Source organism: Tardiphaga sp. 285_C5_N1_2, assembly GCF_052076065.1.
Taxonomy (GTDB): domain Bacteria; phylum Pseudomonadota; class Alphaproteobacteria; order Rhizobiales; family Xanthobacteraceae; genus Tardiphaga; species Tardiphaga robiniae.
Window position 1 is genome coordinate 3705264 of the sequence record NZ_CP197241.1, and the last position, 14174, is coordinate 3719437.

The following is a 14174-nucleotide window of genomic DNA, read 5'->3' on the forward strand; positions in this document are numbered from 1 at the left end:
CGCGTTCCCATTCCAAGCTTGTTTTGAATGCTTCTTATGAAGCCGCCAAAATTCTTGTCAATGCGCGGGACGGACTGGCTGGGCCCCTATTTTGGCTCCCACACCTTACTGAAATCACCAGCGAATTCGGCGCTGCAAAATGCCCCGCCCTGATAGAAATCACCGACCGGATCGGATTTCATCTTCGCCTGTTCCGCCATTGCGTGTTCGCGATGATCCTCGGCTTTGCCGACCGGGCGATAGCCGAGTTCATAGGCGCGGGAGTTATCCCACCAGGCACGCTCGTTATAGGAGGCGCCATACAGCACCTCGAAATGGATGGCGGGATGTTCGAGCCCGATCTGGCAGAGCTGCACCAGATCCTCAGGCTTCAGCCAGATCGACAGCCGGCGCTGATCCAGCGGCCGATCACCGAAATTGCCGATCCGCAGACATGTCACCGACAGCCCGTATTTGTCGGCATAGAGCGAGCCCACCGCCTCGCCGAACACCTTGCTGACGCCGTAGCGGCTGTCCGGTCGCGCCGTGACATCCGGCGGGATCTTGCTGTGGCGTGGATAGAAGCCGACCGCATGGTTCGACGACGCGAAGACGATGCGCTTGACGCCCTTCTTGCGCGCGGCCTCGAACAGATTGTAGCCGCCGATGATATTGGCCTGCAGGATGGTGTCCCAAGGTCCCTCCACCGAGAAGCCGCCGAAATGCAGGATGCCGTCCACGCTCTCGCAGATCGCCTCCACCGCGGCGAGATCGGCCAGATCGGCCTGCTTGAAATTTTCGTTTGGCTTGAGATTTGGCGGCGTTGTGAGATCGCTCAGCACGAGGTCCGGATAGATCAGCGGGAGCAATTCCCGCAAGCGCGTGCCGATTCCGCCAGATGCGCCCGTCATCAAGATCTTCATTCCGTCCCTCGTAATGTTGTCAGTTGTCAGACAACTATGGCGCGGTACAGGCGCAACGGCAAGGCAGTGGAACCGGCATTGCTTGCCGCCTACCCTCGCCGATGTTAGCAAACGCATCCGAGGAAACGACAGAGAACGAGACGCCAATGTCCGACATAACATCGCGCGGCTGGCAGCCAGCGACCTATTATCCCGACCCCGCCATTCACGCCCTCGATCCCCGCTTCGAAAAATACTGGATCAAGCTCGGCGCCATTGAACGCATCGCCACCGGCATGCGCTGGGCCGAAGGGCCGGTCTATTTCGGTGACGGCCGCTATCTGTTGTGTTCGGACATTCCCAACAACCGCATTATCAAATGGGAAGAGGAAACCGGCGCGATCAGCGATTTCCGCAAACCATCGAATTACGGCAATGGCAATACGCGGGATCGCCGGGGGCGCCTGATCACCTGCGAACACGGGCGCCGGATCACACGCACCGAATATGACGGCACCATCACAGTGCTGATGGATAATTTCGAAGGCAAGAAACTGAACTCGCCGAATGATGTGGTCGTCAAGTCCGATGGCTCGATCTGGTTCACCGATCCGCCATTCGGCCTGATGAGCGACTATGAGGGCAACAAGGCGCCATCCGAGATCGGGCAGAATATCTACCGCATCGATGGCGATACGTTGACGTCCACCATCGTCGCCGATGATGTGCTCGGCCCGAACGGACTGTGTTTTTCGCCCGACGAGAAGCTGCTCTATGTCGTGGAATCCCGCGGCGTGCCGAACCGCAAGATTCTCGCCTACGACGTTGCCGCCGACGGCAAGACGCTGAAGAATAAGCGCGTACTGATCGATGCGGGCCCGGGCACGCCCGACGGCATGCGCTGCGATATCGATGGCAATCTGTGGTGCGGCTGGGGCATGGGCAAGCCGGAGCTCGACGGCGTCTTCGTCTTCGCGCCCGATGGCGAACAGATCGGCCGCATCGCGCTGCCTGAGCGCTGCGCCAATGTCTGTTTCGGCGGCGTGAAACGCAACCGGCTGTTCATGGCATCGAGCCAGTCGATCTATGCGGTGTATGTAAACACGCAGGGGGCGTTGGGGGGCTGACGGGTACACCGCCCTCTCAACGTCATTGCGAGCGTAGCGAAGCAATCCAGTCTTTCCACGCTTGTGGCCTTCTGGATTGCCGCGTCGCTTCGCTCCTCGCAATGACGGCGGAGAGACCATCGTAGAAACAAAAACGCCGGCATGGATGGCTCCATGCCGGCGTTTTTAGTCACGAAGCTTGCGCTTCAACGACGCGGTCTTACGCCGCGGTGTAGCCAGCGATTGCCTTGACCTCGAGGAAGTCCTCAAGACCGTGCTTACCCCATTCGCGGCCGTTGCCCGACTGCTTGTAGCCGCCGAACGGCGCGGTGCGGTCGTTCGGAGCACCCTGCAGGTTGACGTTGCCGGCGCGGATGCGGCGGCCGAACTTGCGGGCGTTCTCGACCGTGTCAGCTGAGACGTAGCCAGCGAGGCCGTACGGGGTGTCATTTGCGATGCGGAGCGCATCGGCTTCGTCCTTGGACCCCATGATCACGAGCACCGGCCCGAAGATTTCCTCGCGCGCGATGGTCATGTTCTCGGTGACGTCGGCGAAGATCGTCGGACGCACATAGAAGCCCTTGTTGACGCCTTCCGGCAGACCGGGGCCACCGGCGACCAGCGTGGCGCCTTCCTCGATGCCCTTCTGGATCAGGCCCTGGATCTTGTCCCACTGGCCGCGATTGACCACCGGACCGATGACGGTGCCATCAGCGCGCGGATCGCCGGCCTTGGTCTTGTCCGCCTGGGCCTTCGCGATGGCGGCGATTTCCTTCATCTTCGCCTGCGGCACGATCATGCGGCTCGGCGCGTTGCACGACTGTCCGGAATTGTTGAACATGTGCGCGACGCCGCCGGTGACGGCCTTCACGAAGTCGGCGCCGTCAAGGATCACATTCGGCGACTTGCCACCGAGCTCCTGGCTGACGCGCTTCACGGTATTCGCGGCGCGCTTGGCAACGTCGATGCCGGCGCGGGTCGAACCAGTGAAGGAGATCATGTCGATATCGGGATGTTCGCTCATGGCGACGCCGACATCCGGGCCGAGACCGTTGACGAGGTTGAACACGCCCTTCGGCACGCCGGCTTCATGGAGGATTTCCGCGAAGATCAGCGCTGAGGTCGGGGTGTATTCCGACGGCTTCAAGAGCATGGTGCAGCCAGCGGCGAGCGCAGGCGCGACCTTGCAGGCGATCTGGTTCAGCGGCCAATTCCACGGGGTGATCATGCCAACGACGCCAATCGGCTCCTTCGTGATCATGGCGGCGTTGTGCGCCTCGTCGAACTTGTAGGTCTTCAGCACGTCGAGCGTGGCGACGAGGTGACCGAGGCCGGCACCGGCCTGCAGCTTCTCGGCCATCGGCAGCGGAGCGCCCATTTCGTCGGAGACCGACGCACCGATATCCGACATGCGGGTCTTGTAGACCGCGATGATCTTTTCGAGCAGCGCGATGCGCTCTTCACGGGTGGTCTGGGAGAACGTCTCGAAAGCGCGCTTGGCAGCGGCGACAGCCTTGTCGACGTCGGCCTTGGAGCCCAGCGCAATGTCGTACATCGCATCTTCAGTCGCCGGATTCACGACAGGGGTAGTCTTCTTGACGACGGGATCGACCCAGGCGCCATCGATGTAGAATTGCAGGCGGTTGACCATTGGTAACCTCTTTGATTGCGGGAACGTCTGTCGTCAGAAAATTCTGTGCAGCCGGGTCTATCTGGGAAGGAACGACACGTCCGGCAAGCACCCTTGCGCGGTCATTTCGCCTCATGAGCCCGTCATGCACGGGGTGCCGCGTGAAAGCAGCAAATGCATATAAATCCAGCCGCGTGGCAGGAGCAAGGCCCCGTGTTTTGCGCGCGTTCTAAAATCGAAATGGCACAGCTTGCCAGCAAAGCGCAGTGTGCATTGCAACAAAATTGAACGAAAAATCAGCGCGACTTTGCGCGGACAGCGATGGGCGCATCCGGGTCAGCTTCATCGTCCGCCATGGTGGAAATCGGCGACATCGGTGTGTCACGCAGCCGCTTCAGGCCGAGATGGCGTTCGCGCAGGATGACGAAGATGCCTGCGCCCGCGACGATCACCGCGCCGCCAACCACATAGGGCGTCGGCACTTCGCCGAACATCCAGAAGCCGAGCAAGAAGGCCCACAGCATCGCCGTGTAGTCGAACGGCGCCAGGAAGGACGCCGGCGCATAGCGATAGCTCTCGGTGAACAGCATCTGCCCGAGGCCGCCGGAAATGCCGATGCCGACCAGCAGTGCCAGTTCGAAATTCGTCGGCCAGCGCCAGCCAAATGGCGCCGTGAGCAGCGATGCCGCCATCACGATCAGCGTCATGAAGATAACGATCGCGGATGAGGACTCCGTTGCGGTCAGCCGGCGGATCTGGATGGTCGCACCGCCCGACGAGAAGGCATTGAGCAGCGCCAGCGACAGACCGACGATCATCGACGTGGTCAGCGCCGCGTGATCGTGGAAATACGGCGACAGCATCAGGATCACGCCGGAAAAGCCAATCGCCACCGCCGACCAGCGATAGGCATGGACCTGCTCTTTCAGGAAGATCGCGGCGAACACCACGGTGATCAGCGGCGCGATGAAGGCAATGGCGGTCACATCCGCGATCGGCAGCCGCGCCAGCGCGCCGAAGGTACAGAACGTCCCGATCACGCTGAACGAGCCACGCACCAGATGCGCGGAGACGCGGTTGGTGCGCAGCGCGCCGCGCAATTGGCCGCGCCAGCCGAAAAACAGCACGATCGGGATCAGCGCAAACAACCCGCGGGCGAACACGATCTCGCCGAGCGGCACTTCGCTGCCGAGATAGCGACCCTGCGCGCCCATGATGGCAAACGCCATGGTGCTGGCAATCTTCAGCGACACGGCTTTGAAGATGTTCATGAGTTCGGGGAAATGGAGATCAGGGGAATCGTGGGGGTCTTCATGTTGCAGCACACAATCACGTGAGCCTCCTCACGAAAACCGCCGATGCGACATGGCTTGGCGGGTTTCCATGCAAGGCTGCACCTCGCCACAACCCAACCTTGCGCGGGTTTAGCCCTTTTTGGCGGGCCTAATGGGCCCCTCCACCGCAGGGAGCGATTTCAGATAGAGCGCCATCGCCGAGCGGTCGTCTGCGCTCAACTGGGAGGTATTGCGGATCACGCGGGCCATGGAGCCACCGGCGGTGTCGCCGTCCGGCGTCTGCCCGGTTTCCAGGAAATACGCGATGTCCTTTTCGCTCCAGTCACCGAGACGCTTCTGGGTGATGTTGGGCACCCAACCCTCGCCGTCGGGGTTCGGACCGCCGGCAAAGCGCTGTGCCGTCACGATGCCGCCCAATGCATTGCGCGGGCTGTGGCACTCGGCGCAGTGGCCCAGCGCATTCACCAGATAGCTGCCGCGATTCCACTGCGGCGACTTCGAAGCATCCGCCTCGAAGGGTTTGCCATCGAGGAACAGCAGCTTCCAGACGCCGAGGTTGCGGCGGATGTTAAATGGAAATGGCACCGCATGATCCGGCGCCTTGCTGGCCACCGGTGGCAGCGTCTTCAGAAAAGCGAACAGGTCCCTGATATCCTCCACCTTCATCTGCTGGTAGGACGTGTAGGGAAAAGCCGGAAAGTAATGCGAGCCGTTCGGCGACGTGCCCTTCAGCAGCGCCGTCACAAAATCAGCCTCGCTCCAGCGGCCGATACCGGCCGTGGGATCGGGCGAGATGTTGGGCACATAGAACGTACCGAACGGCGATGTCAGCGGGAGCCCGCCCCCGAGCTTGAGCCGATCCTGCTGCGCCGGCGTCGCATGGCATGACGAGCAGCCACCGGCATTGAAGACCACTGCGCCATTGCCGGGATTGGGCGTGTGCGGCGGGAGCGTGCTCGCAGCCACCATTACGGGAATCGTCAGCCACCAGAACACGCCGAGGCCGATGACAGCCGCGACAAATGCGAGAATGAAAAGCCGTTTCAGCACGTGCATGTCCAATTGGTATCCGGGTCAAACTTCAGCACATAAAGCGCGTCGAACAGCCGCTGCCGGAACGAAACCGTGATCCATCCCTTAGGCTCCCGGGGGAATGAATTGGCGTCTCGGATGTTTCCAGCCATGACGACCTCACCATCATCAGGGAGAAACCCATGTCACCTCGTTCGATCATGCTCGCGTCCCTCGCGCTCGGCACCAGCATCGCGCTCGCCGGCCCCGCTTGCGCCGACAAGATGAAGGCGACCCTCAACAGCGCTTCCGAAGTGCCCGCCAATACCAGCGCCGGCAAGGGCACCGCCGATATCGACTTCGATCCCGCTACCAAGAAGCTGACCTGGAAGCTGACCTATTCCGGCCTCACGGGTCCTGCGACCATGGCGCATTTCCACGGCCCCGCCGAAGCCGGCAAGAATGCCGGAGTGGCCGTACCGATCACACCAGCCACATCCGGCTCCGAAGGCAGCGCCACGCTGACCGACGCACAGGCCGCCGACCTGTTGGCCGGCAAGTACTATGTCAACATCCACACTGAGGCCAACAAAGGCGGCGAGATCCGCGGACAGGTCACGAAGTAACATTCGAATCGACGATGGTTGAACAAAAGGGCGAGCGCTGCGGCGTTCGCCCTTTCATTCAGAGTTCACAATCGAGCTCAGATCTTCAGTCTGAACGTCTCGTGACAGCCACCGCATGCCTTGCCGATGCCGCCGACATTCGCCTTGAGGCTGTCGAGATCCTTGATCTTGGCCTTGGCGTCGGTGACGGCCTTGGTGAAGGTGACGATGTGGGCATCGAAACCGGCCTTGTCTTCCCAGACCTTCGGCGACGTCGAATAGTCACCCTCGGCCTTCAGACCCTTGGTGCTGTCCGGAAACAGTGTCGGCAGCTTCTTGGCGGTTTCGTCCAGCACGGTCAGCGCGGCCTCGACCGCGGCCTGATCATAGGGCTTGTCGCCCTTGGCCATCGCGCTGAGCGTGCCGCCAAGAGCGCGACCATTGGACTTCATCAGCGTCTGGCGTTCCTTGACGATCTCCTGCTGGGCCGAGACCGCCCCCACACCCAACAGCAAAGCTCCGACAACGAGAAGCGCACGTTTCATCAACCAATACCCCTGTTTGGAATTCGATTAGGACTAGTTCGCAACATGTAGATGAACCCCGCCGCCATCCGGCTATTCCCGGCGGCGGCGCTTTACAGCGTGTGGAGCCGTTCGTGCTCGCGGATCGCCATCCACACCCGCTCAGGAGTTGCGGGCATGTCGATGTGCTCGATTTTGTATTCGCGATAGAGACCATCGATGATGGCGTTCATCACGGCCGGACAGGAGCCGATAGCGCCAGCCTCGCCAGCCCCCTTCACCCCCAGCGGATTGGTCACGCAGGGGATGTTGTGGGTCTCGAACGAGATCGGCGCGCCGTCGGCCGCGCGCGGCAGCGCATAGTCCATGAAAGTGCCGGTGACGAGCTGGCCGTCCTCGGGATCATAGATCGCCTGCTCCATGAGCGCCTGGCCGATGCCCTGCATGGTGCCGCCATGAACCTGGCCGGCCAGCAGCAACGGATTCAGCGTGACGCCGAAATCGTCGACGATGACGTAATTGACAATGGCGATCTTGCCGGTCGCAGGATCGATCTCGACTTCGACCAGATGGGTGCCGTTGGGGAAGGTGCCGTCGGCGCTGCTGAAGGTTTCAGACGCATTGAGCTTCGACGGATTGGCCTTCTTTGCGAGATCGGCGAATGACACCGAGCGATCAGTGCCGGCGATCTTCACCACGCCGCCATCGATCTCGAGGTCGGCGGCGCTGGTTTCCAGCACATCCGCCGCCAGCTCCTTGAGGTTGATACCGAGCTGCCTGGTGGCGCGCTGCACGCTGACGCCACCGGTCGGGATCGATGCGGAGCCGCCGGTACCGAGACCGGTCGCCACCTTCGCCGTGTCGCCCTGGACGATGTGGACGCGGTCCGGTGTCACACCGAACTGTTCGGCGACGATCTGGGCATAGGCGGTGTGGTGACCCTGCCCGGTCGATTGCGTGCCGATCAAAATGGTGATGTCGCCATCGGCGCCAACAGCAACATTGGCGGTCTCGTCGCCCATAGTGCCGCAGACTTCCACATAGGTGGCCATGCCGATACCGCGAACCAGGCCCTCCTTCTTCGCGGCCTTGGCCCGCTTTGGAAATTCCTTCCAGCCCGCGACATCCATCGCGCGTTTCATATGCGCGGTGAAATCGCCGGAGTCGTACACCTTGCCGGTCGCGGTCCTGTACGGCATCGCCTTCGGCGGGATGAAGTTCTTGCGGCGGATCGCATCCGGCGACATGCCGAGCTTGCGCGCGCATTGATCGACGAGACGTTCGACGACGTAAGCCGCCTCCGGACGGCCGGCGCCGCGATAGGCGTCCACCGGCACGGAGTTGGTGAACACCGTGCGCACGCGGCAATGGAATGTCTGGATGTCGTAGAGACCCGGCAACATGCCGGCGCCGCCATGCGGGATGTAAGGTCCAAAGGTCGACAGATACGCGCCCATGTCGGCCATCAGGTCGACATCCATGGCGAGAAACTTGCCGTCCTCGCTCAGCGCCATGCGTGCATGGGTGACATTGTCGCGGCCCTGCGCGTCGCCGAGGAAGTGATCGGTGCGATCCGCCGCCCATTTCACATTCTTGCCGAGCTTCTTGGCGGCAAAGGCCACCAGCGCATATTCACGGTAGGGAAACAGCCGCGTGCCGAAACCACCGCCGACATCGGGGCAGATCACGCGCATCTTGTCCTTCGGCATTTTCAGCACGTTGTCGCAGAGGATGTCGCGCAGACGATGGCTGCCCTGGCTGCCGATGGTCAGCGTCATGTAATCGCGCTTGGCGTCGTATTCACAGATCGCCGCCCGCGTCTCCATATAATTGATGATGACGCGTGGATTGACGATCTTCACGTCGGCGATCACGGGTGCCTTGGCGAACACCGCATCAACTGCCTTCTTGTCGCCGATCGGCACATCGAACAGCACATTGCCGGCATGCTTGGCCCATACCTGCGGCGCGACCTTGGCGACGGCATTGACCAGACCGTTCACGGACGGCAGCGGCTTCCAGTCGACTTCGATCGCCTCAATCGCATCACGCGCCTGCGCTACAGTCTCCGCAACGACGAAGGCCACGGCGTCGCCGACATGGCGGACTTCCCCGGCGGCGAGGATCGGATAATCCGGCCCGGTGAAAGGATGATCTTCGAGATTGAACAGGCAGGGCAGACCGCCGAGGTCCTTGGTGTCTTCCGCCGTCAGAATCGCAGCGACACCCGGAAGTGTGCGCGCCTTGCTGACATCGATAGTGAAATTGGCATGGGCATGCGGCGAGCGCAGCACGAGGGCATGCAGCGTGACGGGCGCATGATCGTCGGTATAGCGGCCACGACCACGAATGAGGGCGTCGTCTTCTTTGCGCAGGACACTCTGTCCGACGCCGAATTTGATGGGGGCCATCGTTCCTCCGCATGCAGTTTAGACTCAATCTACACTGCGGGAGGATGGCGGCAAGTGGCACAGAGCGTCGCCCTGCCCGACTTTGGGACACGATGAAGCGAGCTATCTGGCGCGGACCAGGCTGTGCAGCCAGCTTTTGCCGAAAAGCATCAGGACCAATGCCGAATAGACCAGGACGGTCACGATGATGAGAACTCCCAGCGTCGCTTCGTCGCGGAGGCTGGTGAGGCCCGCAAACTGCTCCGCCGCAAGACGCGCGGTCCCCCACAGCACCGCAGCGAGGACCACGCCGGTCAACGCGAATTTGCCCAGCGCCAGCAGGAACGCTCGATCGAATTCGAGATAGCCGGCCCGCATGGCGAAGAAGATGACCAGCAACAGATTGATCCAGGCGCCCGCCGCGGTAGCAAGCGCGAGGCCGATCTGCGCCAGAGGCCCCATCAGCAGAATCTTCAGCGCGACGTTGACTGCGATACCGGTGAGCGCGGCAATCATCGGCGTCGTGGTGTCCTTGCGCGCGTTGAAAGTTGCGACCGCACTGCGAATCATCACGAAAGGGATGAGCGCTATGGCATAGGCGGCGAGCGTCGCCGCAGCGACGGCAGCATCGGCCTTGGTGAAGGCCCCGCGGGCAAACATCGCGCGCATGATGACATCGGGCACCACGAGGAATGCAGCGACGAAGGGCAGCGAGAACAACAGCGTGAACAGGAAGGCGCGGCGCTGCGCACCCATGGCGCCAACGTGATCGTCTGCCGCCATCCGCCGCGACATTTCCGGCAAGAGCACCGTGCCGATGGCGATGCCGATCACCCCGATCGGCAACTGGTTGAGACGGTCGGCATAATACAGCGCCGACAGCGCGCCGACCGGCAGGAAGGTCGCGATGATGGTGTCGGCAAACAATGCGACTTGCGTGCCCATGGAGCCCAGCGTCGCCGGGCCGAGCGCGCGGAAGAAGCCCCGCACGTCCTCATCGAGGCGCAGCGGCGCAAAACGAGGAAGTCCGCCATGGCGCTGCAGGTCTCCGGCGAGCAGGAAATATTGCAGAAAGCCCGAAATCAACACGCCCCAAGCCGCCGCGTGGCCTGCACTCGGAAAGAACGCAGCCAGCGCCAGTGTCGCCATCATGGAGATATTGAGGAAGATCGAGGCCGCCGCAGCACTGGCAAAGCGCTGCATGACGTTCAGCATGCCGCCATAGAGCGTCACCAGCGTGATCAGCAGCAGATAGGGAAAGGTGATGCGTGTCAGCTCGATGGCGAGATGACGCTGCGCGGGATCATCGGTGAAGCCCGGCGCCAGGATGCTCATGGCCTGCGGCATGAACAGAATGGCCAGGATGAGCAGCACGACCTGTGATGCAAACAGCAGCGTGAAGATGCGGTCGGCAAACAGATGCGCCGATGCTGGGCCGCCCTTACCGGTCACATGGGCATAGGCCGGGACGAAAGCGGCATTGAACGCGCCTTCGGCGAAAATGGCGCGGAAGTGATTGGGCAGCCGCAGCGCCACGAAAAAGGCGTCAGCCACCGGCCCGGCGCCAAGGATCGCCGCGAGCATGATGTCGCGCGCGAAACCGGTGATCCGCGAGAGGAGCGTATATCCGCCGACGGTGAAAATGCGTCCCAGCATCAGCCGCTTCTACAGCATGAAGCAGCGGTGCAAAATGCTCAACTTAGGTCGCCAGCGCGTCGCGCACAGCCTGGATGACACGATCCTGGGTGGCCTCGTCGAGATAGGCATGCACCGGCAAGCTGATGACGTCGGCCGACAGCGCCTCGCAGACCGGCAGGCCGCCATCGACGACCGGATAGTCCTTATAGGCAGTCTGCATATGCATCGACTTCGCATAATAGATCGCTGATGGCACGCCCTGCGCCTTCAGCGCATTGGCAAAGGCGTCGCGGTCGGTACCCTTCGGCAGGCGGATCACGTAGCAGGCCCAGATCGACGTATTGCCTTCGGCGACCCGCGGCACGGTGACGAGGTTACCGAGGCTGCGGGCGTAGCGGTCGGCTACTTTGTTGCGGGCGGCGATTTCGTCGTCGAAGATCTTCAGCTTTTCCAGCAGCACCGCGGCCTGGATGGTGTCGAGGCGGCCGGTGATGCCCAGACGGACATTGTCGTATTTGTCGGAGCCCTGGCCATGGATGCGGATGCTGCGCAGGTCCTCGGCGAGCTGGTCGTCATCGGTAAAGATCGCGCCGCCGTCGCCGAAACAGCCGAGCGGCTTGGCCGGAAAGAAGCTGGTGGTGGTGGCCAGCGCCCAGGTGCCGACGCGCTTGCCCTTATAGGTCGCCCCGAAGGCCTGCGCGGCATCTTCCAGCACGAACATCCCCTCGGCCTCGGCGATGGCGTTGATCGCGTCGAGATCGGCCGGCTGACCGAACAGATCGACCGGGATGATCGCCCGGGGCGTGAGGCCGGCCTTTTTGGCGGTGGCAATGCCACGCTTCACGGATTCAGGGCTGATATTGAAAGTGACTTCGTCGACTTCGACAAATACGGGCGACGCACCGACCAGCGCCACGGCCTCGCCGGTGGCACAGAAGGTGAAGGACGGGCACAGCACGGCATCACCGGGGCCGACCTTCTTGGCCATCAGCACCATCATCAGGGCATCGGTGCCGCTGGCGCAGCTGATCACGTGCTTGGCGCCGCAATATTTGGCGAGCTCGGCCTCTAACTTGGTGACTTCCGGGCCGTTGATGAACTGGCAGTGATTGAGCACGCGGGTGACCGCCTCGTCGATCGACGTGCCCAGCCGCTGACGCTGCGCGCCGAGGTCGATGAAGGGAACGGGGTCGATGCGGGTGTGCTGGTTCATGATGTCTGGCCTGCAGAGTGTCGTGTTGAAGTCTGGATATTGGACGCCGGCGCATGCTTGCGCCGGGTCGCGCTTGCGTCAGCCAACCACCTTGCGGGGCGCCGGGCGTGATGCTGTGGCCGCGCGCTTCTTTGGCGCTTCCAGGCACTGGATCGCGATCTCGAGGGAGGCGACGCCCTCCTCGCCGGTCACCGCCGGCACGCCGCCGGTGCGCACGGCATCGAGAAACGCCATCAACTCGGCGCGCAACGGCTCGTCCTGCCCGACCGGCAGATGCCGCATCGAATAGCTGCCATCGGTCTTGAAGCCGAAACATTCGGTGACCTGCCGGGTCAGCAGATCGCCCATCACATATTTGCCGCGCGTCGCGACCGTGACGGTGCGCGCCTTGAACGGCGTCAGCCAGTTGGTGTTGATATGGGCGAGCACGCCCGACGCCGTGCGGAACTGCAGCAGCGCGATGTCTTCGCGCTCGGCGACGGCGGAGGCGAGCTGCGGCTGCACCTCGACGATGTCGCTCTCGGTGAACCAGCGGATCAGGTCGATGTCATGCACGGCGAGGTCGATGACAACGCCGACATTGGACATGCGCGGCGGGAACGGGCCGACGCGCGTGATGCCGATCGACAGAATGTCCTCGCCCTCGATCGCCTTCTTGATGGTGGCGACGGCGGGGTTGAAACGCTCGACATGGCCGATCATCAGAGTCACGCCAGCCTTTTGCGCGGCATCGACGATCTCGCGTCCCTCTTCCACGGTCGATGCTATCGGCTTCTCGACCAGGACATGGATGCCCTTGGCGATGCAGGCGAGCGCGACTTCGTGATGCAAGTGAGTGGGCGCTGCGATGGTCACGGCATCGACGCCAGCGGCCAGCAGAGCGTCCAGATCGACAAAGGTCTTGCAGCCGATCAATTTCTCGGCGCGGGTGCGATGTTCGAGCATGGGATCGACGATGCCGACCATTTCGATGCCCGGCAGCCCGGCCAGCACGCGGCCATGATTGGTGCCCATGACACCTGCGCCCACGACGCCGACACGCAGCGTGCGCACCGCATCCTTCGCTGCGGAAGTTTCTTTCGACACCATTCAACAAACCTCAGAATTCTTAAGAGCCGGCGCGGCGATTCACCATACTGGCGCCGTAGGTTCTCCTAGCATGTCCGCCACAGATGTGGCGATTGCCCCGCGGAGCTACCCAAACACGTTTTGATTCAAAGAATTACACCAAGTCGTGAGACCGGCCAACCGCCCGTCATCAACCCGGCCTACGGGCGCCCGATCCATTGATATGACAGCACTTTTGCTGCATCCTTGGGATGTCGCGCCGCGCCGTTATCACCTGCCAATCGAGAGAAATTCCATGTTTCGCAAGCCGGTCGTCGCGCTGAGTCTCGTCATAGGCACTCTGGCGGGAACCGGTGCCGGAACCGCCGTCTGGGCGCAGACGCCCTCGCCCACGCCGCCTGCCGCGACACCGTCTGTCGTCGAGCGGACCGCCAAGGGCCCGACCGCGCGCAACTTCCAGGTCGGCGTTTATCTCAACGTCCAGCCCGACTGCACCTCGGGCACCCTGCCCGCCTTGCGCATGGTGACCCCACCCGCGAACGGCACCGTCAGCATCAAGCGCGGCAAGGTCAGCGCCACCAACTACAAACAGTGCCTTGCGCTCGAAGTGCCAGGGTTCATCGCCTTCTATCAATCGAAGGCGGACTTCGTCGGCAGTGACGAAGTGACCATCGAGGTGAAGTATCCGGCCGGGCGCACGGAGGTGCAGCGGATCAGAATCGATGTGGGTGGCAGCGGTGGCGGCGTGGTGCCAGCATTGCCGAAGACGCCGCAGGGGCAGAAGATCTAGGACGCAGGGCTCCGAGCCCCCCC

At 62.4% G+C, this 14174-nt stretch carries 12 protein-coding genes; 3 read left to right on the forward strand and 9 right to left on the reverse strand.

What is annotated here, in order from left to right; genetic code table 11:
- Window positions 1-86: 86 nt before the first annotated feature.
- A complete protein-coding gene (locus AB7951_RS17725; protein WP_439061337.1) occupies window positions 87-902 on the reverse strand; it encodes an NAD-dependent epimerase/dehydratase family protein in 816 nt (271 codons plus the stop codon).
- A gap of 146 nt (window positions 903-1048) precedes the next feature.
- Here AB7951_RS17725 and AB7951_RS17730 point away from each other — a divergent pair, with 146 nt between their 5' ends.
- Window positions 1049-2008 (forward strand): SMP-30/gluconolactonase/LRE family protein, encoded by a 960-nt coding sequence (locus AB7951_RS17730; protein WP_439061336.1) that lies wholly within the window; start codon window positions 1049-1051, stop codon window positions 2006-2008.
- A gap of 199 nt (window positions 2009-2207) precedes the next feature.
- Here the strand turns inward: AB7951_RS17730 and AB7951_RS17735 are convergent, their stop codons facing one another.
- From AB7951_RS17735 to AB7951_RS17745, 3 genes are all read right to left on the reverse strand, one after another.
- The gene (locus AB7951_RS17735; RefSeq protein WP_068738114.1) at window positions 2208-3638 is read right to left on the reverse strand and encodes an aldehyde dehydrogenase family protein; all 1431 of its coding nucleotides are present in this window, start codon (window positions 3636-3638) and stop codon (window positions 2208-2210) included.
- 275 nt (window positions 3639-3913) lie between these two features.
- The gene (locus tag AB7951_RS17740) at window positions 3914-4888 is read right to left on the reverse strand and encodes a DMT family transporter (RefSeq protein WP_439061335.1); all 975 of its coding nucleotides are present in this window, start codon (window positions 4886-4888) and stop codon (window positions 3914-3916) included.
- 153 nt (window positions 4889-5041) lie between these two features.
- Window positions 5042-5962: a cytochrome c gene (locus AB7951_RS17745; protein ID WP_120291162.1), complete on the reverse strand. Its 921-nt coding sequence runs from the start codon at window positions 5960-5962 to the stop codon at window positions 5042-5044.
- 164 nt (window positions 5963-6126) lie between these two features.
- Here AB7951_RS17745 and AB7951_RS17750 point away from each other — a divergent pair, with 164 nt between their 5' ends.
- Window positions 6127-6549, forward strand: coding sequence for a CHRD domain-containing protein (locus tag AB7951_RS17750; RefSeq protein ID WP_184515328.1), 423 nt, complete (start codon window positions 6127-6129; stop codon window positions 6547-6549).
- A gap of 77 nt (window positions 6550-6626) precedes the next feature.
- Here AB7951_RS17750 and AB7951_RS17755 read toward each other — a convergent pair whose 3' ends face one another.
- From AB7951_RS17755 to AB7951_RS17775, 5 genes are all read right to left on the reverse strand, one after another.
- Window positions 6627-7073: a c-type cytochrome gene (locus tag AB7951_RS17755; RefSeq protein ID WP_439066375.1), complete on the reverse strand. Its 447-nt coding sequence runs from the start codon at window positions 7071-7073 to the stop codon at window positions 6627-6629.
- 92 nt (window positions 7074-7165) lie between these two features.
- Window positions 7166-9463, reverse strand: a complete 2298-nt coding sequence (locus AB7951_RS17760) for a xanthine dehydrogenase family protein molybdopterin-binding subunit (protein WP_439066374.1) — start codon at window positions 9461-9463, stop codon at window positions 7166-7168.
- A gap of 102 nt (window positions 9464-9565) precedes the next feature.
- Window positions 9566-11098: a murein biosynthesis integral membrane protein MurJ gene (murJ, locus tag AB7951_RS17765; RefSeq protein ID WP_439066373.1), complete on the reverse strand. Its 1533-nt coding sequence runs from the start codon at window positions 11096-11098 to the stop codon at window positions 9566-9568.
- Window positions 11099-11141: 43 nt separating this feature from the next.
- Complete coding sequence (locus AB7951_RS17770) at window positions 11142-12293, reverse strand: DegT/DnrJ/EryC1/StrS family aminotransferase (protein WP_439066372.1); 1152 nt, start codon at window positions 12291-12293, stop codon at window positions 11142-11144.
- 78 nt (window positions 12294-12371) lie between these two features.
- On the reverse strand, window positions 12372-13382 hold the full coding sequence (locus AB7951_RS17775) for a Gfo/Idh/MocA family protein (RefSeq protein ID WP_439066371.1): 1011 nt from the start codon (window positions 13380-13382) through the stop codon (window positions 12372-12374).
- A 202-nt stretch (window positions 13383-13584) separates the two neighbouring features.
- Here AB7951_RS17775 and AB7951_RS17780 point away from each other — a divergent pair, with 202 nt between their 5' ends.
- Window positions 13585-14151, forward strand: a complete 567-nt coding sequence (locus AB7951_RS17780) for a hypothetical protein (RefSeq protein WP_439066370.1) — start codon at window positions 13585-13587, stop codon at window positions 14149-14151.
- The last annotated feature ends 23 nt before the right edge of the window (window positions 14152-14174 follow it).